Origin of the sequence: Subtercola boreus, from assembly GCF_006716115.1 — a bacterium.
Classification (GTDB): domain Bacteria; phylum Actinomycetota; class Actinomycetes; order Actinomycetales; family Microbacteriaceae; genus Subtercola; species Subtercola boreus.
Window position 1 is genome coordinate 933,490 of the sequence record NZ_VFOO01000001.1, and the last position, 24,956, is coordinate 958,445.

Here is a 24,956-nt window from a genome sequence, read left to right on the forward strand (position 1 = left end):
CGGGCACGGATTCGCAGGGCTCAGCCGGAAAATTGAGCCTAAGTTGAGGCAATGTCAGTGGTTGGTGTTTGACTGTAGACATGAACCAGCCAGCCGCTCCCGCACCCGACTTTACGTCGGTGGTGTCGTGGGTTCTGGATGCCCGGCGGGGGTTTGACGCGTTGTTGGCGTCGGGCGGTGGGGCTGCCGCGCCCTGCGGGCTTGCCGACGACGCCTTGGTGGCGGCTGTGGTGCAGGTGGAGTCGTTGGGCCGGATCATGGATGGGTTGCGGGTGCGGATGGCTGGGGAGGTGGCGGCTCGTTCTGCTGCGGAGTTCGGGGCGGAGGGTCTTGCCCGGTCGCACAACGTGCGGTCGGTCCCGAAGTTCTTGGCGGCGATCACCGGTGCACGGGCGGAGACGATCATGTCCAGGATGAAGCTCGCCTCCCAGGTGCACACGAGCATGTCGTTGGTGGGGTTGCCGAACCCGCCTCGTTTCCCTCAGGTTGCGGAGGCGCTGGCCCGTGGCGATCTGGGGGTGGATGCGGCGACGTCGATTACGCGGCGTCTCTCGGAGGCCGCGGCGAAGATCGGTTTCACGGAGGAGGTCTCTGAGGCTGAGGCTAGCCTCGTGGCGTTGGCGCAGCAGACGTCGGGTAGTTTCGGGTATTCCGCGAATCAGGTGGATGATCTGGCTATCCGGTGCCGGGAACACCTCGACCCCGACGGTGCTGAACCCCGCGAGGCGGACCTCCACGAGAAACGCTACCTGGAGTTGAAGGCGCACCGTTCGGGGATGACGTCGATCCGGGGCCTGTTGTCGCCGTCGATGGCGGCGATCGTCGCGTCGGCGTTGGAGCCGCATACGTCACCCCGTATCGTCGCGTTCGAGTCTGACCTATCCAACGCAGCCGACCCGTCGGCGCCCGGCGATACCCCGATCGACGGCTTGACCGCGGACACCCGCACCACGGGTCAGAAACGTGTCGATGCGCTCGTGAACCTCCTCCAGGTCGCAGCCGCCGGGCCGGAGATGCCGCGCCTCAACGGTGCCGCACCGACCGTGAACCTCCACGCCTCCTTGGAAGACGTCGTCACCGGGCGCGGCATTGGGTGGATCGACGGCCTGACCGCGCCCGTCCCATACTCGACCGTCGAGGCGCTGCTGTGTCACGGGGATGTGATCACGACCCTGTTCGGCGAACACGGGCAGGTGTTGCAGCATGGGAAGACCCGCCGCCTGTTCACCGCCGCACAGAACCGGGCCCTCGCAGCACGGGACGGCGGGTGTGTGTGGCCGGGCTGCGACGCACCCCCATCCTGGTGCGAAAGTCACCATGTCGACGGGTGGCAATCCGACACCCACCCCGGCGGGCTGACCGACATCGACAACGGGGCGCTGCTCTGCCACTTCCACCACACGAACGTGCACAAAACACACTGGAAACTCACCATCCGAAACGGCACCCCACACCTCATCCCACCCGACTGGCTCGACTGGACCCAAACCCCCAGGCCCTGCCAACAAAACCGGGCCAGACAACGAACCGGCCACCACCCACCCGGCCCGCACAACCCCGCCCGGCACCGCCCACCCCCGACCCCACCACCCACCCGGCAACCGAGCGACCTTCCAGCCAGCGACCCTCCCCGCAACGACCCCCGCCCCGGCCACCCACAGCCCGGCGGCCCTCACCCCGGCGACCCTCAAGACGGCCACCTTCGATCCGGTGACCCTCGATCCGGCCACACTCAAACCGGTGACCCTCAGCCTGGCGACTCCCGACCTGGCCACCCTCAGCCCCGCGAGCCTCGACTGGGCGACCCTCTATCCGGCGAGCCTCGATCGAGCGACCCGCAACCGACCGAATGGTGGCTCGAACACCGCCAAAGCGACACCGGGTAGAACGACGCCGGTGCACGAAGCCCCGATCCCAGCCACCCTGGCCGACCATCCACGGATCGTGCGCCGCCTGCCGTCCGCGCCACCGATCCAGCCACGCGCATCCAGAACCACACCCACCGACGGCAAGCCCGCAGGGCGCGGCAGCAGGAGCAGCACGGGCAACCCTGCGGACAACTCTGCGGTCGACCCTGCGGGCAACCGGGCGGCGCGACCACGCACGGCCCCGCGCGCCAGGCCGCGAACACCGAATCGCGTGCGACACCCGCGCCGGGACTCCCAACGCCCAGCCGACCGGCGTAGCCTGAACGGGTGACTACTGACAGAACTGCTCTCGTGACCGGCGCCACGGGGTACATCGGCGGGCGCCTCGTGCCACGCCTGCTCGACGCGGGGTGGAAGGTGCGCGTTCTCGTGCGCTCGCCCCAGAAACTCGCTGACGTGCCATGGGGCCCGAACGTCGAGATCGTGCAGGGTGACCTGAGCGACCACGAGTCCCTCGCACGCGCGGGCGTGTTCGACGGCATCGACGTGCTCTACTACCTCGTGCACTCGATGGGCGGCAAAGGCAGCTTCGACGGAACCGAGCTTGCCTCGGCCCGCAATGTCGCCGAGCTAGCGTTGAAGGCCGACGTCAAGCGCATCGTCTACCTCGGCGGACTCCACCCGAAGGGCCAGAGCCTGTCGCGCCATCTCCGGTCGCGCGCGTCGGTGGGCAGCATCCTTCTGCAGTCCGGTGTTCCGACGATCGCCCTGCAGGCCGGCGTCGTCATCGGGTCGGGCTCGACGAGCTTCGAGATGATCCGGCACCTCACCGAAGTGCTGCCGTACATGCCCGCGCCGAAGTGGGTGCGCAACTTCATCCAGCCGATCGCGGTGCGCGACGTTCTGCACTACCTGCTGGGCGCTGCGGATGTCGCGGAGACCCTCAACCGCACCTTCGACATCGGCGGGCCCGATGTGCTGCGCTACGGGCAGATGATGAACGGCTACGCGGTCGAGGCGGGACTCCACCAGCGCCCGATCGCGCCGCTGCCGGTGCTGACCCCGTGGCTGGCTTCGCAGTGGGTGAACCTGGTGTCGCCGATCCCGCGCAATCTCGCGGTTCCGATCATCGAGTCGCTGCAGTTCGACTGCGTCGCCGCCGAGCAGGACATCAAGCAGTACGTGCCCGACCCGGTGGGTGGCCTCACGGGTTACCGCCGCGCGGTGCGTCTCGCTCTCGGCAAGATGCGCGACGGCCAGGTGGAGACCAGCTGGCAGGACAGCTTCGTGCAGGGCGCCCCGAGCGACAACCTGCCGAGCGACCCAGACTGGGCCGGCCACACGGTCTACACCGACGTGCAGGTGCGGGAGACGGATGCCCGGCCGGGCGATCTCTGGCGCGTCATCGAGGGCATCGGTGGAGACAACGGCTGGTACTCGTTCCCGATCGCCTGGGTGGCACGGGGTTGGATGGACAAGTTCGTCGGGGGAGTGGGCCTTCGTCGGGGCCGGCGAAACCCCGATCACCTGCACACCGGCGACGCTCTCGACTTCTGGCGGGTGGAGCAGATCAAGCGGGGCAGTTTCCTGCGTCTCCGCGCCGAGATGAAGGTGCCGGGCCTCGCCTGGCTCGAGATGACGGCGGCCCCGCGGGAGGGCGGCGGCTCGCGGTACACGCAGCGGGCGGTGTTCTTCCCCCGGGGACTCGGTGGCAGGCTCTACTGGTACTCGATCCTCCCGTTCCACGGGTTCATCTTCCCGGGGATGGCGAACCGCATCACCGAGACGGCGGTGAAGGAGGCGCAACGCAAGAACGAGCATCCGGGGCCGGTGAAGAAGGTGCCGGTCGAGAAGGCGGACACCGCTGAAACCGTGAACACGACGGATACTGCAGGCACTGCTGACACACTATGACGAACGACCAACGGAGGCTCGCACATGCTCGAAAATCCCACCATCGTCTTTCTCGGTGACAGTCTCACCGCCGGTGCGGACTGGCAGAAGTACTTCGGCGACTACACCGTCCACAATCTGGGCGTGCCGGGTGACACGACCGATGGAGTGAAGGACAGGCTCGACGAGGTGGTCGCGCTGGATCCCGGCACCGTCGTGTTGCTGATCGGGGCGAACGACCTGGCGAAGCGCCGCTCGGTCGAGCACGTCGTGCAGAACATCGAGACGATCCTGGTGACGCTCCGGAACGAACTGCCCGACGCCGAGATCCTGCTGCAGTCGGTGATGCCGCGCGGCCACGAGTACGCGGCGGAGATCTGCGACATCAACCGGCACATCTGGCAGTTCGCTTCATCCGTCCGCACCCACTACCTCGACCTCTGGCCCGCACTGGCGCTCGACGACGGCGAGTTGAACCCGGCCTACACGACCGATCGGCTGCACCTGAACGCCGAGGGGTACGAGGCCTGGCTCTCCGAGCTCGAGCCGGCCCTTGAGCGGGTGCACGGGCTGCCGCCGAAGAGCCGCCCGATCCGGCTGCCGGAGCTCCGCGGCGGGTTCTGAGCCGCGCGACACCGCCCAGAGCCGCCCCCGCCGCTCAGCCGAGTGCGTTGTGCGGCACCACCCCGACCGGCCGGGCCCCGACGATCCCGATGGCCCGGCTCGCGGCTGCGACCCCGGAGGCGCCGGCCCGCTCCAGCGCCGAACGCAATGCGTCGCCTGCTGCGTCGAGGGGCCTGTCTGCCGCCGTCCGCCCCGCGAACAGTCCGGCGAGGAACCCGGCGTCGAACGCGTCGCCCGCCCCGGTCGTGTCCCGAGGTTCGGCCGGCACGCACGGGATGGGGATGCGCAACCCGCCGCCCCCGATGAGTGCGCCCTCCCGCCCGAGCGTCAGGGCGACCACGGGGAAGTGCTCGCTGAGGGCGTCCACGATTGCGGGGGCATCCGTCTGCCCGGTGAGTTCCCGCCCCTCGTCGAGGTTCGGGAACAGGATGTCGGCCCCGGAGGTCGCCGCGAGAAAGCCCTCCACTCCGTGGTCGACGATGAACCCCGACGATCCCGGATCGACCGAGACGGTGACCCCGTGCGCCTTGGCGCGTCGGATCAGGTCGGTGAACCCCTCGACGGGCTGCCCGCTGAACAGCGTGTAGCCGGTGAAGTGCAGGTGGGTCGCTGCGGCCAGCAGCGCATCCGTGACGTCTGCCGGCGAGGTGTCGACGTTCGCACCCTTCTCCGTGAGCATGGTGCGGGTGTCGTCGACTCCGACGATCACGACGATGGTGCCTGTCGGCAGCACGCGTTCGCCTGCGAGGTGCGGGGTGACGCCCGCGTCGCGGAGGAGGTTGCCGTGCCGCACCGTGTCGGAGACGTTGGTGCGGCCGACGAAGTCCACGAGGGTGCCGAGCGATCCGAGCCAGGCGGCGGTGTTCGCTGCCGAGCCCCCCGCGCGCCGTTCGATGCTCGCCAGAGTGTCGGTGTCGCTCCGGATGCCCGACGTCGGCCGCACGATGATGTCGTCGAACACGTCACCGACGATCACGACCCGCACGTGCGGGTGCACGTCGCTCGTCGGATGCGCGGTGGCAGTGCTGCCGACGACATTGCCCTCACTCACGGGCCAGGGCGCTCCACGCCCCCGCGATCTCGCCGGCGAGGCGCACGTTGTTGCGGGCGATGTCGAGGTTGACCTCGAGGCTCCGGCCACCGGATGCTCCCACGATGTAAGAGAGCAGGAAGGGTGTCACGGCCTTGCCCCGGATGCCCTGCGCATCGGCTTCGGCCAGCGCTTCGAGCAGCACACGGTCGTGCTCCTCGGGGACCCACTGCAGCTCGGGCGGGAGCGGGTTGGCGACGATGATTCCCTGGCCGTGGCCGAGGGCGTCCTGGCTCTGCATGACGCGCGCGATCTCGGCGGCCGAGTCGACGGACCAGTCGATCTGCTCTCCTGACTCGGTGAGCCAGAAGCTCGGGAAGTTCGTCGTGCGGTAGCCGACGACCGGCACGCTAAGTGTCTCGAGCCGCTCGAGGGTGCCGGCGATGTCGAGCACGCTCTTCACACCGGCGGCGACGACAGTCACGCCGGCGAGGGCGAGCGAGCTGAGGTCGGCCGACTCGTCGAAAGTCGCGCTGGCACCGCGGTGCACGCCACCGAGCCCGCCGGTCGCGAAGACCCGTACGCCCGCCTTGCCCGCCAGGTACGCCGTCGCTGCGACGGTGGTTGCTCCGCTGATGCCCTTGGCGGCGATGATCGGCAGGTCGCGCACACTGGCCTTCACCATGTCCTCGTTCGCGATCCGAGCCACGCCGTCAGCGTCGAGACCGATGCGCGGAATGCCGTCGAGGACGGCGATGGTGGCCGGGGTGACGCCCGCGTCGAGCAGGATCTGCTCGAACTCCTGGGCCGCTTCGAGGTTCCGCGGGCGGGGGAGCCCGTGCGAGATGATCGTCGACTCGAGGGCGACGACGGGGCGGCCGTGCTGCAGGGCATCCGCTACGGCGTCGGAGACAAGGAAGGGCTGGGGCATCGTGGCTCGGATCTTTCTGTTCGTGCGAGGTTCTAGGCTGGGGACTATGCCTACCAGCGATTCTGCCATCCTCGAAGAAGCCGAACGTCTGGAACGACTTCGCGCACGAGAGCGGGCGGTGCAGTTCGAGTCGTTCGACCACGACGATGCCTTCTCGCTGGGTTCCGCCCTCCGCGACAAGGCGATCGAGGGTGACCTGCCGATCGCGATCGCCGTCGTCTTCGGCGACCAGCGGGTCTTCCACGCGGGGATGCCCGGAGCCTCGGCCGACAATGACGACTGGTTGGAGCGCAAGTTCCGCGTCGTGCGTCGCTACGGCGAATCCTCCCTGGTCATAGGCACACTGTTCCGGTCGCGCGGCACGACGTTCGAACTGTCGTCGAGGCTCGACTCAGGCGTGTTCGCGGCCCACGGCGGCGCGGTACCGATCTTCGTGCGGGGCTCGCTCGTCGGTGCCGCGGGCGTCTCCGGTCTCGCGCAGATCGACGACCACGAGCTCGTGCTCAGCGCCCTCGAACGGTTGCAGGGCGAGCAGTGAGCGGGATGCGGTGACGAAGAAGGAGCGCGACGACCAGCTTCGCGAGCAGCGGCTCCGCAACGCGCAGCTGCGAAGCCAACCGGCGCGCCCCGCGCAATCGGGCAGGAACGCGCAGTCGGGCAGGAACGCGCAGACGGGCAAGAACGCGCGGCAGGGTCAGAAGGCGCAGTCCCGGTACCCGACTTTCACCCGCACAGCACTCGCTCCGGGGCTGTTGGCCGCGGTCATCCTGCTCGCCGCCGTCGCGGTGATCGACTCGGGCTGGTTCACGCTCTTCCGGTATGCCATCGCCGTGCTCGCGCTGATCGTCTGCGTGTTCGCCTACCAGGCGAAGCAGTGGTGGTGGATCGCCGGTCTGGTGCCGATCGCCGTGGTCTGGAACCCCATCTTCCCGCTCGATTTCGCGCCACCGGTCTGGTACGCGCTGCACCTCGCGGCCGCCATCGTGTTCGTCGCCGCAGGCCTCCTCATCAAGATCCCCGTGTCGAAGGACAAGTAGCCTGATCTCTCCGCGCGATGCGGTAGAATAGTCGCAGTACCGGTAAACCCGCCGTTGTTTCTGAAAACACAACTGGTCGTGGTCTGTGATCCGGTGCAGGTTCGCGTCACCGGGGTTCCAGCTGGGTCTGGAAGTCGATGACGCCCCACTCCACAGGAGGAGCATGTCACGATCAGGCGTTCGCCGGTCCACCCGCACGGTCGACAACACCGGCCTCATCCCGATCCTCGCCCGCAAGGTGCGCGAGGTCGAGGCTGCCGCCCAGAGGGGCAAGGTCGTTCCCTCGAACCGCACCAAGTTCCTCGTCGTCGCCCTGCTCATGCGCGAGGAGCGCGCCCGTCTGAAGGGCGACTCCGAGCTGAGTGACGGCGAACGCGCCGAGCAGCTGAAACGCCTCGACGGCATCGCGGGCATCCTCGCCCAGACCGCAGCGCGCGACACGTCGCTGATCACCCTGCTCGAGAGCGACGTCGCTGTCTCGCCGGTCGCCCAGCGGATGCGCCGCGAATACCTGCTGGATGCCGGGATCGAGGTCGAGCCCGAAGAGGAGCTTCCGGCGCCGGCACCCGCCTCACCCTTCGCCACCGCGTTCACTTTCTCGCCCGGTGCGGCCGAGAAGCAGGTCGTCCCCCAGTCCGTGAAGGCCCGCCAGCTCGCGAACCCCTTCCTCGCGCCCGACTTCAGCGCGGCCACCGCCCACCGGCCCGTCTCCCGCGGCCGTCTGTCGAGCTGGGAGCTGCTGAGCCCCCTCTACCGCGCGTTCGAGTACGGCTCCGGCGGCTCCGTCGCGAGCATGGAGCTCCCCGAGGCGCCGAAGATCGACCGCATCTCGCCTCCCGGCCACGAACTCATGCACCACCAGGCGCGTTTCATCGCAGCCGTCGCGGCCGGGCACCGATCGTTCCTGCTGGCCGACGAGCCCGGTCTCGGGAAGACCGCGCAGTCGCTGCTGGCCGCCTCCGTCTCCGACTCCTACCCGCTGCTGGCCGTCGTGCCGAACGTCGTGAAGATGAACTGGGCCCGCGAGGTCGAGATCTGGACGCCGCATCGCCGCGCCACGGTCATCCAGGGCGACGGTGCGAACCTCGACGCCTTCGCCGACGTCGTCATCGTGAACTACGACGTGCTCGACCGTCACCTCGCCTGGCTCGGCACGCTCGGCTTCAAGGGCATGGTCGTCGACGAGGCGCACTTCATCAAGAACCTCCAGTCGCAGCGCTCGAAGAACGTGCTCGCCCTGGCTGAGCGCATCCGCAGGTTCGCGCCCGGCGGCGACCCGCTGATGATGGCCCTCACCGGAACCCCGCTGATCAATGACGTCGACGACTTCCGTGCCATCTGGCAGCTGCTCGGCTGGATCGACGGCGACAAGCCCACCCCAGAACTCATGGGCAAGCTCGAGGAGACCGGGCTCACCCCGGCCGACTTCGGCTTCTTCGCCGAGGCCCGCTCCGCTGTCATCGACATGGGCATCGTCCGTCGCAAGAAGGTGGATGTCGCAGCCGACCTGCCCGCAAAGCGCGTGGTCGACCTGCCGGTCGAACTCGACGACGACCTCGGGCGTTCCATCCGCCAGGCGGAGGCCGAACTCGGCAAACGTCTCGTGACCCGGTACCGCCGCTCGGCGGCCGGGGCGATGGGATCGGGCTACGACACGTCCGACGGCCCGAACCAGGAGCTCATGCGCCTCGTCGCGAAGGCCGAACTCGAGGAGTCCAAGGCGTCGACGACAGGCGAGAACGTCTTCACGATGGTGCGGAAGATCGGCCAGGCCAAGGCCGGCCTCGCCGCCGACTACGCCGCACAGCTGGCCCGATCCGTCGGCAAGGTGGTGTTCTTCGCCAAGCACATCGACGTGATGGACCAGGCCGAGGAGGCCCTCGCGAAGGCCGGGCTCCGCACGATCTCCATCCGTGGCGACCAGACCGCGTCGTACCGGCAGACCCAGATCGACGCGTTCAACAACGACGCCGATGTCTCCGTCGCGGTGTGTTCGCTCACCGCGGCCGGCGTGGGGCTGAACCTCCAGGCGGCGTCGAACGTTGTTCTCGCCGAGCTCTCCTGGACCGCGGCCGAGCAGACCCAGGCGATCGACCGCGTGCACCGCATCGGCCAGGCCGAGCCTGTCACGGCCTGGCGCATCATCGCCGCCCAGACGATCGACTCGAAGATCGCCGAACTCATCGACAGCAAGCAGGGTCTCGCCGCCCGGGCGCTCGACGGCTCCGACGCGGAGATCACCTCGGGCGACAGCGTGCAGCTCGAAGCGCTCGTCAGCCTGCTCGAAAAGGCGCTCTCATGATCGGAAGCACCGCAGCGGGAACGTCCACCGGCAGTGCCGCGACTCACAACGTCGCACTCGAGAACAGCCTCGAACCGGAAGCTCCCGAGGAACTCTTCAACCGGGCATCCGGTCACCTCGGCGCACCGCGCTCCTGGCCGAAGAGCCACGGCCGCCCCGACGTCGTCGTGCGGAAGGGCCTGCTCGCTCTCATCAACACGACGCTGACGCCGCATGAGGCGATGGTCGAGGATCTGCTCTTCGTACGCACCGCGCTGCTTGCGGCCGGCATCGAGTTCTTCCTCATCCGCGGCAATGACGAGCGTCCGGTCGTGGTGGTGGATGCTGCGGCCCGCCGCAAGCTCGAGCGGGCCCTCGCCCTGGCGTGCGAGAACGAGCCGATGTACTCCAAGACGGTCACAGGCAAGAAACTGCCGCCGCTGTTGGTCAGTACCGGGTCGCTATCGGAGAGCCGCAAGGCGCGCATCTTCCGGCTGTACCGGCCGCGCGTCGAGCCGCAGGGCGGCCTCACCTACGGTTCGTCGATCGGCATCGAGCTGCAGCTCTGGAGCTTCGAGGAGGAGAACATCGTCTGCCCCGTGGAGAACTCGCTGACCCGGCGCATCCTGCCGCGCTCCGAAGCGTTCCCTGCGACAGTCGACCTCTACGACGAGACCTGGAACACCCTCCGCGGCATGTTCGATGTGCAGGCGACCGACGTGGTGTTCGACATCGACATGGTGTTCTCCTGGGTCGACGGCAACGACATCGAGTACCAGCGCCGGCGCCGTGCACAGGGCAAGGGGTATGTCACCGGCGACGGCGACGATTCGGATGCCCGCTACCGCCAGATCGACGAGCTGAAGTACGCGCTCCGCTCGGTCTACCTCTTCGCGCCCTGGGTCCGCCGGATCTTCATCGCCACGGACTCCCCGAAACCCGCGTGGCTCGCCGAGCATCCGCGGGTCACCTTCGTGCCGAGCGAGGAGTTCTTCCGCGACACGAGTGTTCTGCCGACCCACAATTCGCAGGCCGTCGAGAGCCAGCTGCACCGCATCCCGGGAATCAGCGAGTACTTCCTGTACTCGAACGACGACATGTTCTTCGGCCGCCCCGTGCAGCCCAACATGTTCTTTTCCCCCGGCGGCGTCACCAAGTTCATCGAGGCGCAGACCCGCATCGGGCTCGGTGAGAACGACCTCGAACGGAGCGGTTTCGAGAACGCCGCGCGGGTCAACCGCAGGCTGCTCTGGGAGAAGTTCGGGCGGATCATCACCCGGCACCTCGAACACGCTGCGGCCCCGCTCCGCAAGAGCGTGATGCAGGAACTCGAGAACGAGTTCCCCGAGGACTTCCGCCGCACGGCGGCCAGCCGCTTCCGGTCGAGCACCGACATCTCGGTCACGAACTCGTTCTACCACTACTACGCCCTGATGACGGGGCAGGCGGTGGTGCAGGAGGCGGCGCGGGTCAAGTACGTCGACACCACGATGCGCTCCGGCCTCGGCCTGCTGCCCGAGATCCTCCGCAAGCGTTCCTTCGACTTCTTCTGCCTCAACGACGGCAGTTACCCCGAAGTGGATGCCGCGGAGCGCACCGTCCTGGTGCAGGAGTTCCTCGAGCAGTACTTCCCGTTCCCCGCCCCCTGGGAGGCGGAGCGCGCCGCCGCCGTCGCGTCGGAGTTCGAAGACGCCAGCTGACGGACGTCACATGAGGTAATCTCATCTCATGAACCGTCTACGTGAAATCTCTGCGCTGCTCTGTGTCGCGACACTGGTGGGTCTCAGCGGATGCGCTGCGCTGAATCGGTCGGCTCCGAACTCGCCGGACACGATACGAACAGTAGCGCAGGTTGAATCTGCTCAGGGGTCCGTGGGCAGAGTCGCGACACTCGGTACCGACACTTTTGCTGCGACGTGGAGGGGCGCAGTGCTCAAGGTGGACGCTCGCGGTGCGACGACGCTCCTTCTCCCTTCCATCGGCGAGAACGTCGAACCACTTGACCTGAAGGTAGGTCGTGACGGGACCGGATACGCGCTCTTCGCGCCCCCGGAGGGGTCATCCTCTGGGGGTGGGATGTGGATTGATCATTTCAGCGCTGACGGGACAGGAGTCTACCAATTCACGACGTTTCCCTCGACAGCCAGTGTGCGTTCGATCGATTTCGACGCGGCAGGGATGCTCATCACGTGGGTCGGTGACGAGCTGTGGAAGTTCGATTCATCCGGTGATCATGAGACTGTCGTGCATTCTTCGGTTCGAGTGACCGGAGAGTGGGCGATGGATAACCGTGGAACGACGTTCGAGATCAATTCTGCACCGTCCGGGGGCGGCTCTCGCGACATCCGGCGCATCACTTCCGCGGGGAAGGAGTCGACCTTCCGAACCTTGCCTCAAGGCTATTCGGCTCAGCGAATACGTATCGGCGATGACGGTGACGTGTACGTGCTGAGTTCGGGCGACAAGTACGGCCCGGGGATCGATGGAGAGAAGAGTGTCGTGACGCGTTACGACAGTGAGGGAAGTTCGAACTCCTTCACACTGCCATATTGGCGCAATCCCGTTTCCGGGGACGGATTCGGTACAGCGCCAGGCGCAACAGATTTCGTCGTTGATTCGGAAGGAGCGATGTACACGGCCAACTTCGGCCTCAAGGCGGTGTCACGAATTTCGGCTACCGGCGAAGTGACGGCAGAGTTTATCCATTTGGAGAGCGGGAGCCCCTGGAGCCTCGGCTTGAGCGGAGATCGACGGTTGTTGATAGCGGCCGTTCCGGATCACGATCGTAACCTGACTTTACCGAGCACGATCTTCGCCTTGGACCTCGAGGGCTAGGCGCGTTGTGCGGCGGGGGTCAGTGCCGGGACGACGAGGGGTTCTTCGGGCGTGACCGGTGCGGCGGCGGGCGGTGCGAAGGCGACGCCGGCCTTGTCGAGGATCGCGGCGGTCTCTGCGGCGCTGGTGTAGGAGACCTGTGCGTAATGACCGATCGGCACGATCGAGCGCGGCACGGTGTTCTCGTAGACGAGGACTTCCGCCGCACGGCGGCCAGCCGCTTCCGGTCGAGCACCGACATCTCGGTCACGAACTCGTTCTACCACTACTACGCCCTGATGACGGGGCAGGCGGTGGTGCAGGAGTCGGCGCGGGTCAAATACGTCGACACCACGATGCGCTCCGGCCTCGGCCTGCTGCCCGAGATCCTCCGCAAGCGTTCCTTCGACTTCTTCTGCCTCAACGACGGCAGCTACCCCGAAGTGGATGCCGCGGAGCGCACCGTTCTGGTGCAGGAAGATGCCAGCTGAGCGCTCACACGGCGAAACGGGCCTGGGTGGTGCAGGCCGGAATCACAGTCCACCGTTGCCGCTGCGAGTGACCACTGTCGCATCGATGTACATGAAGACACCCCAACCGCGGTAAGCCACAGTAGTGCCGTTTGAGGGAAAGAAGACCGACCTACCAGGCAATGAGTCTACGAGCGTCAGCGTGCAGAACTTACCGCTGTCGGATGCCGGTAGTGTCGTCCAGGCCTGAAGATCACGCCAAGACGTGGGATTTGGGCTTGTCGAGAGTCTGGCCCAACTTCCGCCTTCGCAGCTGATCGAGCCAGAGACCTCGGTGATCCAACCGAGGTCGGGGTCGGGGTCGTACGAGTTAGGGCGGCCGTCACTGGCGATGTCCAGCCGGATGGATATTGGGAGAGCGGGATTTGCGTGCTGATCTGGGGCTTTGAATGTGATGGTCGTCGTGGTTCCGGCAACCGCGGGGGCTGGCTCGGCCGAGGCGGATGAGGCGGTACCGACGGCGAGGCCAGCTGCGAGGGTGAGGGCAGTGGCGGCCGCGGTGAGGGTACGGCGTGAAGCTTGTGTGAACATGAGTGGTCCTCCTATGTTGTTGTTCACAGGAGGAGATGCCGATCACGGGCATCCATTACGCTGCTTTCGCAAAAAGTTTGCGAATGAGTTCAGTGCGCGGTGTGGGCGGAGGTCAGTGCCGGCACGACGAGGGGTTCCTCGGGCGTGACCGGTGCGGCGGCGGGCGGCGCGAAGGCGACGCCGGCCTTGTCGAGGATCGCGGCGGTCTCCGCGGCGCTGGTGTACGAGACCTGTGCGTAGTGACCGATCGGCACGATCGAGTGCAGCACGGTGTTCTCGTAGACGTGGATCAGGTTGAAGGCCTGGGCGCCGTCACGGGCGAGGGTGCCGCCGACCGGCACGTTCAGGTCCTGGGTGTAGCAGGTGGCCGACGCGACGGAGACCGGGATGCCCGCGAACATGGCCGTGCTGGAGTAGTGCAGGTGGCCGGCGATGATCGATCGCACGTCGCTGCCCTGCAGTACTTCGGCCAGCGACGCCTGGTCGCGGAGCTCCACCATCACGGCGAGGTCGAGCACGCTCGGCACCGGCGGGTGGTGCATCGCCAGGATCGTGCCGTGCGGGGCGGGGCTCGCCAGTTCTTCCGCGAGCCAGTCGAGCTGCTCAGGGGTCACTTCGCCGTAGTGGGAACCGGGAACGGTGGAGTCGAGGGTGATGATGCGGAGGCCGTTGAGGTCGTGCACGCGGTCGATCGGTTTCATCGACGGCTGCTGGTCGAGCAGGCCCGCACGGAACGCCGCCCGGTTGTCGTGGTTCCCCATCACCCAGATGACCTCGGCGCCGAGCTTCGCGGCCGCGGGCTCGACGATCGCGCGGAGCTTCTCGTAGGCCTTCGGGTCGCCCTTGTCGGCGAGGTCGCCGGTGAAGATGATGGCCTCGGGGCGCGCGCCCGACTCGAGCAGTTCGCCGAGGATCGCCGTGAGGTGCCCCTCGCTGTCGACCTTGCCGTAGAGCAGATCGTCGTTGCCGACGAAGTGCGTGTCGCTGAAATGGAGTACGAAGTGGTCCGGACGCGGGTACTGCGCGAGGGTGGTCATTGTGACGTGAGCCGTTTCAGGTTGGCTTCCCGTGTGGTGGGCGCACAGCGGGTGGTGCGGGTCAAAGCCAACCAGACATATCTGGACGCGAGGTTAACGCCACGCGGATTATGCAGAAACAACACGTTCGGTGAATTTGAACCTGAAGAAGTATGTCATTCTGAGGTCGGCGTGGCGAGCTTTTCCCCCGGTTTGCACGCCCGGAGAGGTGAATTCCCATGAAATTCTCACAGGTCATCCGAGGTGCTGTCACACGGAGGCCCTCGACCGGGGGGCACGACTCGCTCGACGTCATCACCGATCCGACTGACTCATCGCCCGGCGGCGGAGTCATCGACAACGCGATCTACTCCCACGGAACGCGCGTGCTCTCGCCCGCCACACCGCAGCAGACGATCGAGGCCCTGGCGAGCATCCCCGACGCCCTCGCCTGGATAGGGCTCTACCGGCCCAACGCCGACGCGCTGGCCGAACTCGAAGTGGAGTTCGACCTGCACCCGCTTGCGATCGAGGATGCGGTCGGCGCGCACCAGCGGCCGAAGCTCGAGCGTTACGGCGATGTGCTGTTCGTCGTTCTGCGGGCAGCCTTCTATGTGGATGAACGGGAGGAAGTCGAATTCGGCGAGTTGCACCTGTTCGTGGGACCGAATTTCGTGGTCTCGGTTCGGCACAGCGCCAAGCCTGACCTCTCGGTCGTCCGGCGGCGCATGGAGAGCGATCCGAGGCTGCTCGCGCTCGGCCCGATCGCCGCGCTCTACGGCATCATGGACGCGGTGGTCGACCAGTACGCCCCCGTGGTCGCCGGTCTCGAGACCGACATCGACGAGATCGAGGCGCAGGTGTTCGAGGGGGATCCGTCGGTGTCCCGGCGCATCTACGAGCTGTCGCAGGAGGTGCTCGACTTCCAGCGCGCCACGCTGCCGCTGACCGCGATGCTGCAGACGCTCCGGGAGACCTACGGCAAGGGGGAGGGCAACCTCGAGCTGAAGCGGGCATTCCGGGATGTCGCCGACCACGTCGCTGTGGTGAACGAGCGGGTGGATGGCTTCCGGCAGACGCTCCGCGAGATCCTGACGGTGAACGCGACCCTCGTTGCGCAGCGCCAGAACGAGGACATGAGGAAGCTCGCCGAGACCAGCAACCACCAGAACGACGAGGTCAAGAAGATCTCCGCCTGGGCAGCCATCTTCTTCGCACCCACCGTGGTGACCGGCATCTACGGCATGAACTTCGACTACATGCCAGAGCTCCACTTCGCCTGGAGCTACCCTGCGGCGATCGGGCTGATGGCGGCGCTCAGCGTCGGCCTCTACATCATGTTCAAGAAGCGCGGCTGGCTCTGAGCGCAAGGGCCCGTGAAGATCCGGGGTGCGGCGTAGCCTGAGGCGATGACGTCACTCTGGCTTGCCTCCCGCTCCGAGTCCGATGCACCGGGGATCGCGACCGATCCGTTCGAACCGGGGGCCCGCTACGACGAGGTCATCGTCGGGGCGGGCCTGACTGGTCTCGTCACCGCCCTGCTCTTCGCGAGGGCGGGCAGGCGGGTCGCGGTTCTGGAATCCCGTTCGATCGGTGCCGTCGCCACAGGACGGTCGACCGCGAAGCTGTCGCTGCTGCAGGGCAGCCAACTGCAGAAGATCAAGGCGCACACCTACCAGGCGATCGTGCAGGCCTATGTCGACGCCAACACGGCAGGCCAGCAGTGGATGCTCGACTACGCCTCCACGCGGGGCGTCCCCGTGCAGCGGCGTGATGCCGTGAGCTACGCGGGCACGCCGGGCGGAGTCGAGACGGTCGGACGGGAGTTCCGGCTCGCGCGGTCAGCGGGACTCGACGTGCGCCTGGTCGACACGCTCGACCTTCCGTTCGAGACCTATGGGGCCGTGGTGCTGCCCGACCAGGGGCAGTTCGACCCGCTCGACGTTCTCGCCGCCCTGGCCGACGACGTGCGCGCGCTCGGCGGGGTCGTCATCGAGAACACTCGCGTCACAGGGGTACGGGCATCCGACCCCGCCGAAGTCCGCACCTCGCGGGGCGTGGTGTCGGGCGCGCGCGTACATCTCACCACGGGGGTGCCGATCCTCGATCGGGGCCTGTACTTCGCGAAGTTGAAGGCCCTGCGCTCGTATGCCGCGTCGTACGAGGTGCCGGTGGGGAAGGCAGGGGGAGCGGCACTGCCCCAGGGCATGTACCTGTCGGTGGATGCTCCGAGCCGGTCGCTCCGCACGGTGCCGGGCGCTGGCGGAGGAGCCCCAGAGACGTTGATCGTCGGTGGCAACGGGCATCCGGTCGGCCGCGCCGCCGACACGCAGGCGCTGGTCGACGACCTGCACGAGTGGACCGCGCTGCACTTCCCCGGGGCAATGCCGACTCACTCGTGGAGCGCCCAGGACTACGAGACGCCGCACCGGGTGCCATTCGTCGGCTACCTGCCACGCGGCCGCGGGCGCATCTACTTCGCGAGCGGGTACGACAAGTGGGGTATGACGAACGCGGTTCAGGCCGCCCTCACGCTGTTCGGTGACCTGATGGGCGACACCCCGTCATGGGCGAAGGTGCTGCACCACCGGGTCACGCTGCCGGCGGCGATCGGATCGGGTATCGGCGCGAACGCCGCCACGGGCTGGTGGGCGCTGAAGGGCTGGGCGGGCGCGCTGGCCGGTCCGGCGACGGATGCCCTCCCGATGCCCGCGGAGGGTGAGGGCCTGATCGGGCGCTCCGGCTTCCGCCCCACAGCGACGTCGACTGTCGCCGGCCGCACCTGCCAGGTCTCGGCCGTCTGCCCCCACCTCGGCGGCGTGCTCACCTGGAACCGGGCGGAGACGTCGTGGGACTGTCCCCTGCACGGCTCCCGTTTCGCACCCGACGGCACCCTCCTCGAGGGCCCCACCACCCGCGACCTCCGGGTCTGAAGCGGCTAGCCGCGAGGGCGGTTCGCCAGGCGGGCGACCGCCGTGGTGGGGATCGAGACCCACGACGGGCGGTTCCGCACCTCGTAGATGGCCTCGTAGAGAGCCTTGTCGATCTCGAATGCGTCGAGGAGGGCGCGGTTGGCCCGCAGGTCGAGTCCCGCACGGGCGATGTACGCGTCGAGGAAGGCGGCCCGGGCATCCAGAGCCCACTGCGTCGCAGACTCGCCCGGGTGCGTCTGCGCGTAGGAGCCGGCCACGTAGTCGAAGGAGCGGAGCATCCCCGCGATGTCACGGAGCACCAGGTCGGGCTGGCTCCGCTCGACCATCGGCCGGAGCGGCTCGCCTTCGAAGTCGACCAGCACCCACCCGCCGTTCGGCGTGTGCAGCACCTGGCCGAGGTGGTAGTCGCCATGGATCCGCTGCAGGTTCGGCCACGGGCTCGCCTCGGCGGCCTCGAACACCCGCTCGATGGCCTCATTGTGCTCGGCGAGCGACGGTACCTCCCGCACCGCACCGCCGTGGCGCCGACGCATGCTCGTCATGACGCCGGCGACGAGATCGTCGGACGGGGCGACAGTCGGCAGCACGGAGGCGAGCGTTTCGTGCACCTCAGCCGTGGCCTCGCCGAGGGCGGCGGCCTCCGCCACGAACGAGCGGCCCGACTCGACGGCGTCGAGCGCCACGCGCCAGGCATCCTCGACACCCGGCAGGAACTCCTGCGCGAAGGCGAGATGCCCCGAGGTGCGACCGTCGGGCATCCGTGAGTCGTGCCACTGGCCGACGACGCTGCCGATCGAGGCGGGGACCCGGGTGGAGCCGGCCTTCGCCAACGCCGACTGCAGCACGACGTCGGGGTTGTTGCCGTGGTGGAGCACCCGGAAGACCTTGCAGATGACAGGTGTGAGCTCGGCGCCCTCGGCAGACGTGACGGTCATGATGATCGACGTGTTCGACTGCTCGCCGCTCAGCACCTTGGCGTGGGTCACGGTGAGTGGATGCCCGGAGATCTGCGCGCGCCCGGTCGCCGTTGCACCGCCGGTGCCGTCGCTCGCCTGGTCGCGCGTGACCAGATCGAGCAGCGCGCCCGAGTAGGCGAGGTCGTGGGTGCCGTCGTAGACGAACTGGGTGTGCGAGCCCTCGTCACCGACGGTCACGGCGTTCACCGGGACGTCGGTGTCGGGGTTGTCCGAGCCCGGTTCTGCGCTGATCGCGACGATCAGCGAGGACTCGAGTTCGGGTACCCGTTCGCCGCGCACCGTGAGCGGCACCTGGTAGAGCCGGGACTGCTGCCCGCCCTCGTCGAGCACGAGGAACGTCGTGACACGTACCTCCGCGTCGCCGTGCGGGAGGTCGAAACTGCCGATGAGCCGCAGGGCGGGAACGGTGGTCTTGCCACCGAACCAGCGCTGGCGCGGCATCCATTCGGTCAGGGCTTCGAGCAGGGCGTTGTCGAACGGGGAAGAATCGGAGGCTGAAACGTCACCAAGCGATGTGTCGATCATGAGTCTCTTTCGTTGTGGCCAGCGTGTTCCACAGCCTATGCTCCGGCATTCGGTGGCACCTGAACAGGGGTTGCGTCGGCGCGGCCCGAAACAGCACTGTGCGGTTCGGCGCGGCCGAGCACGTCGAGCATCCAGGCATACTCGTACGCCGTCTCCTTCCAGCGCTCGTACCGCCCGCTCACTCCGCCGTGCCCGGCCGTGAGCTCGATCTTCAGCAGCGGATCGGCGCCCGCCTCACGCAGCCTGGCGACCCACTTCGCCGGCTCGACGTAGAGCACGCGCGTGTCGTTCAGGCTGGTCACGGCGAGGATCTTCGGGTACCGGATGCCGTCCCGCACGTTCTCGTAGGGGGAGTACGACTTCATGTAGGCGTAGACCTCCGCGTCGTGGAGGGGATCGCCCCACTCGTCCCACTCGATCACGGTGAGCGGCAGCGACGGGTCGAGGATCGAGGTCAGCGCGTCGACGAAGGGCACCTGCGCGAGGATGCCCGCGAACAGCTCCGGGGCGTCGTTCGCGACGGCGCCCATCAGCAGTCCGCCGGCGCTGCCGCCCTGCGCGACGAGCTGGCCGGGCGTGGTGTAGCCGGTGTCGACGAGGTGGTGTGCGGCGGCGATGAAGTCGCTGAAGGTGTTGCGTTTCGCGAGCTCCTTGCCCTGCTCGTACCACCAGCGGCCCCGCTCGCCGCCGCCCCGCACGTGGGCGATCGCGAAGACGACGCCTCGGTCGAGGAGGGAGAGTCGGGCGACCGAGAACGACGGGTCGATGCTCGCCTCGTAGGAGCCGTAGCCGTAGAGCACCAGCGGGGCAGGAGTGCCCGGGGCGACCAGGTCGGTGCGATAGACCAGCGAGATCGGGATGCTCGTTCCCGCCGCGTCGCCGGCCGGCGCCCACTCGCGGCGCTGGCTGTAGGCGCCGCTGTCGTAGCCGCCGAGAACGGGCTGTTGCTTCAGCTGGCGGAGTTCCCCGGTCTCCAGCACGTAGTCGAAGACGGTCGACGGCGTCACGAACGAGGTGAAGCCCACGCGGAGGGTGGGCTGGGTCCACTCCGGGTTGCCGCCGGTACCGACGGCGAAGAGGGGCTCGTCGAACGGGAGCTCGACGAGGGGGCCGTAACCGGGGAGCAGGGCCGCGGGGTCGCCGGGATGCCCGGCATCGTCGGCAGACGCAGAGCCGCCGGCTTCCAGCCGGACGACCGCCACCCGGGTCAGCGCATCGCGCCGGTACTCGAGGCTCAGGTGGGTCTGGAAGGCGTCGACGCTCTCCAACCGCACGTCGTCGCTCGCCGCCAGCACGGTGCGCCAGCGGGACCGGTCGAGCGGAGCATCCGGAGCGACCTCGAGCAGTTCGAAGTTCCGGGCGTTCGCGTTGTGCGTGAGGAGCAGTCGGTCGCCCGACGGGCTGTCGCCCGCGCCGGTGCCGTCGCCGGGCCCCGGGAGCACGGCGTGCTCGACCGAGTACTCGACCCCCTCCACCCGCGGCCAGACGACCGTGAACTCGCCCTCCGGGTCCGCCGTGTCGAGCAGCAGGGTCTCGCTGGTGATGCTCGACCCGAGGTCGAGTTGCAGGTACTTCTCGCTGCGGGTCAGGCCGATGCCGAGCCAGTAGCGCTCGTCGGGCTCGGTGAACACCGCAACGTCCGGTTCGCCGCTGCCGACCCGGTGGCGCCAGATGGTGTCGGGCCGCCAGGCGTCGTCGACGGTCGGGTAGAAGACGTACCGGCCGTCGGGCGTGAAGGTGGCCCCGGGCGCCGTGTTCTCGATGACATCCGGAAGGTTCTCACCCGTGCTGAGGTCGCGGATGCGGAGCGTGTACCGTTCGTTGCCCACGGTGTCGACGGCGTAGGCGAGCAGCCGGCCATCCGCGCTCGTGTCGAAGCTGCCGAGGGAGTAGAAGTCGGTCCCCTCCGCCTCGACGTTGTCGTCGAGCACGACGACCTCGCCCGGAACGGCGACCCCGGGCTCGAGGCGGGCGGTGTCCAGTCGTCGGGGCCGGAGATCGGGGCGCGGGCGTGCACGCCGTACTGGCTGCCCTCGATCGTGCGGGTGTAGTACCACCACAGCCCGCTCCGCACCGCGACCGAGAGGTCGGTCTCGAGGGTTCGCGCCTTGATCTCGTCGAACACCGCCTGCCGCACAGGTTCGAGGTGCGCCGTCTGCTGCTCGGCCCAGGCGTTCTCGGCGGTGAGGTGCGCGATGACCGTCTCGTCGTCTTTGGCGCGGAGCCACTCGTAGTCGTCGATCACCGTGTCGCCGTGGTGGATCCGCGTGACGGGGACCTTCGGGGCGACGGGTGGATGGGCGGCAGGTGGGCGCTGCAGTGACATGCCTCCACCGTAGTTGCATTAGCGTGTAAGGCGGAGTCGAAGGCAGAGGGTCATGAATCACCAGGTACACGTCGAGATCGAGCGCAAATACGAGGTCGACGACCAGGCGGTGGTTCCGGATCTGACCGGGGTCGCCCAGGTCGCCCGGGTCTCCGAACCCGAGACGGTCACTCTTCACGCGGTGTACTACGACACGGCCGAGTTCCACCTCGCGGCCCAGCGCATCGTGCTCCGCCGCCGGGAGGGTGGCGGCGACGAGGGCTGGCACATCAAACTGCCGGGCACCGAGGGCAGGCTGGAACTGCACTGGCCGCTCGGCGACGACGGGCCGATCCCCGAGGCGGTGCTCGACCTCGTGCTGGTGCATGTGCGCGATCATCCGCTCGCCCCTGTCGCCCACCTCACGACGACCCGCACGACGACCTGCCTGTACGACGCGAACGACGTGGCTCTCGCGGAGGTCGCCGACGACCTGGTCTCGGCGGGAGACGTGGCGACCGCCCAGCTGCGGGTCTGGCGTGAGTGGGAGGTCGAACTCACCGACGATGCGCCGGGTTCGCCGAAGAAACGCCAGGCTCTGCTCGATGCCATCGAGAAGGCGCTCGGGACGGTCGGCGCGCGGCCCTCGGCCAGCGTCTCCAAGCTCGCCCATGCCCTCGGCAGGGAGCGTCTGGGCGAACAGCCGCCCCGACGGGCACTCGGCAGCAAGAGCTCCGCAGGCGATGTGCTGCGGGCGGCGATCACCGTGCAGACGGAACGACTGAAGCAGGCGGATCCCCTCGTGCGCCAGGACGAAGCGGGTTCGGTGCACACGATGCGTTCATCCGTGCGGCGACTGCGGAGCATCCTCGCCACCTACCGGTCGGTGCTCGGCTCCGACGAGGCGAAACGGCTCGAGGTCGAGCTGCAGCAGCTCGGTACCGTGCTCGGTGACACCCGTGACCCGCAGGTCATGCACGACAGGGCACGGAACCTGGTGCGCTCCCAGTCGAACAAGCGGATGCACGAGGCAGTGCTCGCGCGGCTCGTCACCGGCAAGGAGGCCGAGTACCAGCGGTCGCTCGCCTACCTGCACCGCATTCTCTCGAGTGCCCGTTACTTCCGCCTGCTCGACGCGCTGGAGGAGTTCGGTGCGGGAACGGGTGCAGGTGCCGTGCTCGGGAAGCGCTCCGCCGGGCGCGCGTCGAAGGTGCTCGCGAAGCCCATCGGCCGCGACTTCGCCCGGGTGGCCCGCCGCATGAAGTCCGTGGCGAAGGCCGGCAACCCCGACGAGTGGAACGAGAGAGTCCACGAGGTGAGGAAGGCCGCCCGCCGCCTCCGTTTCGGCGTCGAGGCGGTGAGTTCGGGCGGCACAGCGGTGTTCGGCGAGAAGGCCGAGCGCCTCGCCGCCGCCGCCGAGCGGGTGCAGGATGCTCTGGGGGAGTACCGCGACAGCGTGGCCCTCCAGCGGCTGCTCCAGAGCAGCGCGGAAGACGCTGCTGCGGAGGGGGAGAACACCTTCGGCTACGGCCGGCTGCACGCGCTGGAACAGCAGCGGGCCGACCTCGCGATCGAGGACTACGCCCGCGCGCGCGGCGAGTTCCGCGCGGCGAAGAAGTGGCTGCCCGGGGCCTGACCCCCGCCCGTGCGCCCGCGCGGGCGGAACAGCTCAGCTCACGTGCACGGCGGGGCGCAGCTTCACGTTCTTCTCCGCCTCACGCAGCACCTCGCGGGTGACGGGGGCGACTTCGCCGCCGCCCGTGATGAGGAAGCGGAGCATGTTCGACACCGGGTTGCCCTCCGTCCACTCGAAGTAGATCTCGGGCACCACCCCCGTCTCGTCGCGGATGGTCAGCAGCACGACGGCGAGCGTGTTGGGCACATTGCCGCTCCGCACCTCGAGCACCCGGTAGCCGTGCTTGGTGACGCCGCGCACGACCAGGTCCTCTTCGAAGTTCGACGAGTCGGCCGGGCAGACCTCGATGAAGATGATCTTCGCCGAGGTGGGAATGTGGCTGTCGTGTCGCTCTTCCTTGTTCTTGATGCGGTACTCGAGCGCGCTGCCGTCGTCGGGCTCGTTCGCGATCAGGTGGATGACCTTCCGCTCCGCATCGGCCCGGAGGAACTCCAGCGCGGTTCCGTCGAGCGTCACCGAGGTGGCCCGCAGCTGGAAGGATCGCTGCACGCGGGAGACCAGCGACACCACGAGGATCGCCAGGATGAAGAGGGCAGCGATCCGCACGCCGTCGGGCCGCTCGAAGACGTTGGCGACGGTCGTGTAGAGGAACACCAGCGAGACGATGCCGAAACCGACCGTGCGCTTCCGCTGGCGCTGGCGCCGGGCCGACAGTGTGACGGCGACCGAGGCCGAGGTGATGAGCACGAGCACGCCCGTCGCGTAGGCCCCACCCTGGGCATCCACATTGGCCTTGAACGCGAGCGTGATGATGAAGGCGATGCCGGTGAAGACGAGCACGAGAGGCCGCACCGCGCGAACCCACTGCGGTGCCATGCCGTAGCGGGGCAGGTAGCGCGGCACGAGGTTCAGGAGGCCCGCCATGGCCGATGCCCCGGCGAACCACAGGATGGCGATGGTCGAGATGTCGTAGACCGTTCCGAACGCACTGCCGAGGTACTCGTGGGCGAGGAAGGCGAGAGCCCGGCCGTTTGCTTCGCCGCCGGGCTGGAACTCGGCCTGCGGTATCAGCAGGGTGGTCACGAAGCTCGACGTGATGAGGAAGGTGCTCATGATGAGGGCGGCCGTCGTCAGCAGGCGCCAGGTGCCCCGGATGCGCCCGGCCGGGTTCTCGGGAGTGTCGCCCGGGCTGCCCGTGATCTGCGGCATCACGGCGACACCGGTCTCGAAACCCGAGAGGCCGAGCGCGAGCTTCGGGAAGACGATCAACGCGATGCCGACCATGACCAGGGGGTTTCCGTGCTGGGCGTTCAGCGCTTCCCACCAGTTCGTGATCACCACCGTGTTCTCGAAGACGTGGATGATCGACACGAGTACCACCACGAAGTTCAGCACCAGGTAGACCGCGACGAGCACGGTGGCGATGCCGATGGCCTCCTTGAACCCGCGGATGAACACCGCCCCGAGCAGCGCCACGAGAACGAGGGTGATGATCACCTCGTTGCCGTGGAACCACGACGGCGCGAACGGATTCTCGATGGCGTGCGCTGAGGCGTCGGCGGCCGAGAGGGTGATGGTGATCATGAAGTCGGTGGCCGCGAAGCCGAGCAGCACCAGCACGAAGAGTTTGCCGCCCCACCACGGCAACAGCCGCTCGAGCATGGCGATCGAACCCTCGCCCTTGAAACTCTCCCGGGCGACCCGGCGGTACACCGGCAGCGCGCCGAACAGCGTGAGCAGCAGCAGCACGATCGTGGCGAACGGCGAGAGCAGCCCGGCCGCGAGGGCGGCGATCGCGGGCTGGTAGCCGAGGGTCGAGAAGTAGTCGACGCCGGTGAGGCACATGACCCGCCACCAGGAGTGCGTCTTCTCGACCTTGACCCCGTAGGAACCCTGGTAGCGCCCGGACTGGTCGACCAGGCCCTGCAGGAGCCACTGTCGCACGCGGCCGTGCGGCTTGTCGTCCGGATCGGCGACCACGTGGTGCCGGGCGTTCGCCTGGTCGGTCTCAGGTGCAGGCATGGT

At 68.0% G+C, this 24,956-nt stretch carries 17 protein-coding genes and 2 pseudogenes; 12 read left to right on the forward strand and 7 right to left on the reverse strand.

Annotation, left to right across the window (positions count from 1 at the left end):
- Positions 1 to 80: 80 nt before the first annotated feature.
- The 3 genes from FB464_RS04370 to FB464_RS04380 all read left to right on the forward strand — a co-directional run bounded on the left by FB464_RS04370 (position 81) and on the right by FB464_RS04380 (position 4,385).
- Positions 81 to 1,886: a DUF222 domain-containing protein gene (locus FB464_RS04370; RefSeq protein WP_116414935.1), complete on the forward strand. Its 1,806-nt coding sequence runs from the start codon at positions 81 to 83 to the stop codon at positions 1,884 to 1,886.
- A 309-nt stretch (positions 1,887 to 2,195) separates the two neighbouring features.
- Complete coding sequence (locus tag FB464_RS04375; protein WP_246092929.1) at positions 2,196 to 3,782, forward strand: SDR family oxidoreductase; 1,587 nt, start codon at positions 2,196 to 2,198, stop codon at positions 3,780 to 3,782.
- A gap of 24 nt (positions 3,783 to 3,806) precedes the next feature.
- Complete coding sequence (locus tag FB464_RS04380) at positions 3,807 to 4,385, forward strand: SGNH/GDSL hydrolase family protein (RefSeq protein WP_116414933.1); 579 nt, start codon at positions 3,807 to 3,809, stop codon at positions 4,383 to 4,385.
- 34 nt (positions 4,386 to 4,419) lie between these two features.
- Here FB464_RS04380 and FB464_RS04385 read toward each other — a convergent pair whose 3' ends face one another.
- Both FB464_RS04385 and FB464_RS04390 read right to left on the reverse strand, forming a co-directional pair.
- Positions 4,420 to 5,436 carry a carbohydrate kinase family protein gene (locus FB464_RS04385; protein WP_116414932.1) on the reverse strand — a complete coding sequence of 339 codons (1,017 nt, stop codon included), beginning with the start codon at positions 5,434 to 5,436 and terminating at the stop codon, positions 4,420 to 4,422.
- Positions 5,429 to 6,346 (reverse strand): pseudouridine-5'-phosphate glycosidase, encoded by a 918-nt coding sequence (locus FB464_RS04390; RefSeq protein WP_116414931.1) that lies wholly within the window; start codon positions 6,344 to 6,346, stop codon positions 5,429 to 5,431. Before FB464_RS04390 ends, FB464_RS04385 begins: the two co-directional genes overlap by 8 nt.
- A 46-nt stretch (positions 6,347 to 6,392) precedes the next feature.
- On the opposite strand from FB464_RS04390, the gene FB464_RS04395 reads away from it, so the two are divergent.
- From FB464_RS04395 to FB464_RS04415, 5 genes are all read left to right on the forward strand, one after another.
- Positions 6,393 to 6,884, forward strand: coding sequence for a heme-degrading domain-containing protein (locus FB464_RS04395; protein WP_116414930.1), 492 nt, complete (start codon positions 6,393 to 6,395; stop codon positions 6,882 to 6,884).
- A gap of 10 nt (positions 6,885 to 6,894) precedes the next feature.
- Positions 6,895 to 7,383: a DUF6804 family protein gene (locus FB464_RS20130; protein ID WP_246092930.1), complete on the forward strand. Its 489-nt coding sequence runs from the start codon at positions 6,895 to 6,897 to the stop codon at positions 7,381 to 7,383.
- Positions 7,384 to 7,546: 163 nt separating this feature from the next.
- Positions 7,547 to 9,685: a DEAD/DEAH box helicase gene (locus FB464_RS04405; RefSeq protein ID WP_116414929.1), complete on the forward strand. Its 2,139-nt coding sequence runs from the start codon at positions 7,547 to 7,549 to the stop codon at positions 9,683 to 9,685.
- Positions 9,682 to 11,364 (forward strand): stealth family protein, encoded by a 1,683-nt coding sequence (locus tag FB464_RS04410; protein WP_116414928.1) that lies wholly within the window; start codon positions 9,682 to 9,684, stop codon positions 11,362 to 11,364. The genes FB464_RS04405 and FB464_RS04410 overlap by 4 nt, the downstream gene beginning before the upstream one ends.
- 229 nt (positions 11,365 to 11,593) lie before the next feature.
- Complete coding sequence (locus tag FB464_RS04415) at positions 11,594 to 12,499, forward strand: SMP-30/gluconolactonase/LRE family protein (RefSeq protein WP_116414927.1); 906 nt, start codon at positions 11,594 to 11,596, stop codon at positions 12,497 to 12,499.
- Here the strand turns inward: FB464_RS04415 and FB464_RS04420 are convergent.
- Positions 12,496 to 12,660 carry a hypothetical protein gene (locus FB464_RS04420; RefSeq protein ID WP_170207462.1) on the reverse strand — a complete coding sequence of 55 codons (165 nt, stop codon included), beginning with the start codon at positions 12,658 to 12,660 and terminating at the stop codon, positions 12,496 to 12,498. The two genes, FB464_RS04415 and FB464_RS04420, sit on opposite strands and share 4 nt — an antisense overlap.
- 30 nt (positions 12,661 to 12,690) lie before the next feature.
- On the opposite strand from FB464_RS04420, the pseudogene FB464_RS04425 reads away from it, so the two are divergent.
- Positions 12,691 to 12,969: pseudogene (locus FB464_RS04425) on the forward strand (stealth conserved region 3 domain-containing protein); the annotation flags it as partial.
- 659 nt (positions 12,970 to 13,628) lie between these two features.
- Here FB464_RS04425 and FB464_RS04430 read toward each other — a convergent pair.
- The gene (locus tag FB464_RS04430; RefSeq protein WP_116414925.1) at positions 13,629 to 14,576 is read right to left on the reverse strand and encodes a phosphodiesterase; all 948 of its coding nucleotides are present in this window, start codon (positions 14,574 to 14,576) and stop codon (positions 13,629 to 13,631) included.
- Between the two features lie 218 nt (positions 14,577 to 14,794).
- On the opposite strand from FB464_RS04430, the gene FB464_RS04435 reads away from it, so the two are divergent.
- Together FB464_RS04435 and FB464_RS04440 are read left to right on the forward strand one after the other, a co-directional pair.
- Positions 14,795 to 15,919, forward strand: coding sequence for a magnesium and cobalt transport protein CorA (locus FB464_RS04435; protein WP_116414924.1), 1,125 nt, complete (start codon positions 14,795 to 14,797; stop codon positions 15,917 to 15,919).
- 45 nt (positions 15,920 to 15,964) lie between these two features.
- Positions 15,965 to 17,488, forward strand: coding sequence for an FAD-dependent oxidoreductase (locus tag FB464_RS04440; RefSeq protein ID WP_116414923.1), 1,524 nt, complete (start codon positions 15,965 to 15,967; stop codon positions 17,486 to 17,488).
- A 5-nt stretch (positions 17,489 to 17,493) separates the two neighbouring features.
- Here the strand turns inward: FB464_RS04440 and FB464_RS04445 are convergent, their stop codons facing one another.
- Both FB464_RS04445 and FB464_RS04450 read right to left on the reverse strand, forming a co-directional pair.
- Complete coding sequence (locus FB464_RS04445) at positions 17,494 to 18,990, reverse strand: maltokinase N-terminal cap-like domain-containing protein (protein ID WP_116414922.1); 1,497 nt, start codon at positions 18,988 to 18,990, stop codon at positions 17,494 to 17,496.
- A gap of 35 nt (positions 18,991 to 19,025) precedes the next feature.
- Positions 19,026 to 21,316, reverse strand: a pseudogene (locus FB464_RS04450) (S9 family peptidase).
- 52 nt (positions 21,317 to 21,368) lie between these two features.
- On the opposite strand from FB464_RS04450, the gene FB464_RS04455 reads away from it, so the two are divergent.
- Positions 21,369 to 22,931: a CYTH and CHAD domain-containing protein gene (locus tag FB464_RS04455; protein WP_116414921.1), complete on the forward strand. Its 1,563-nt coding sequence runs from the start codon at positions 21,369 to 21,371 to the stop codon at positions 22,929 to 22,931.
- A gap of 33 nt (positions 22,932 to 22,964) precedes the next feature.
- Here the strand turns inward: FB464_RS04455 and FB464_RS04460 are convergent, their stop codons facing one another.
- Entirely contained in the window at positions 22,965 to 24,953 is a 1,989-nt protein-coding gene (locus FB464_RS04460) for an APC family permease (RefSeq protein ID WP_246092931.1), read from the reverse strand.
- Positions 24,954 to 24,956 lie beyond the last annotated feature (3 nt).

Coding starts and splice junctions, on each gene's coding strand:
- FB464_RS04435 (WP_116414924.1), top strand. CDS start 14,795: ATGAAATTCTCACAGGTCATCCGAGGTGCTGTCACACGGAGGCCCTCG.
- FB464_RS04370 (WP_116414935.1), top strand. CDS start 81: ATGAACCAGCCAGCCGCTCCCGCACCCGACTTTACGTCGGTGGTGTCG.
- FB464_RS04440 (WP_116414923.1), top strand. CDS start 15,965: ATGACGTCACTCTGGCTTGCCTCCCGCTCCGAGTCCGATGCACCGGGG.
- FB464_RS04390 (WP_116414931.1), bottom strand. CDS start 6,346: ATGCCCCAGCCCTTCCTTGTCTCCGACGCCGTAGCGGATGCCCTGCAG.
- FB464_RS04395 (WP_116414930.1), top strand. CDS start 6,393: ATGCCTACCAGCGATTCTGCCATCCTCGAAGAAGCCGAACGTCTGGAA.
- FB464_RS04445 (WP_116414922.1), bottom strand. CDS start 18,990: ATGATCGACACATCGCTTGGTGACGTTTCAGCCTCCGATTCTTCCCCG.
- FB464_RS04410 (WP_116414928.1), top strand. CDS start 9,682: ATGATCGGAAGCACCGCAGCGGGAACGTCCACCGGCAGTGCCGCGACT.
- FB464_RS04405 (WP_116414929.1), top strand. CDS start 7,547: ATGTCACGATCAGGCGTTCGCCGGTCCACCCGCACGGTCGACAACACC.
- FB464_RS04380 (WP_116414933.1), top strand. CDS start 3,807: ATGCTCGAAAATCCCACCATCGTCTTTCTCGGTGACAGTCTCACCGCC.
- FB464_RS04460 (WP_246092931.1), bottom strand. CDS start 24,953: ATGCCTGCACCTGAGACCGACCAGGCGAACGCCCGGCACCACGTGGTC.
- FB464_RS04455 (WP_116414921.1), top strand. CDS start 21,369: ATGAATCACCAGGTACACGTCGAGATCGAGCGCAAATACGAGGTCGAC.
- FB464_RS04430 (WP_116414925.1), bottom strand. CDS start 14,576: ATGACCACCCTCGCGCAGTACCCGCGTCCGGACCACTTCGTACTCCAT.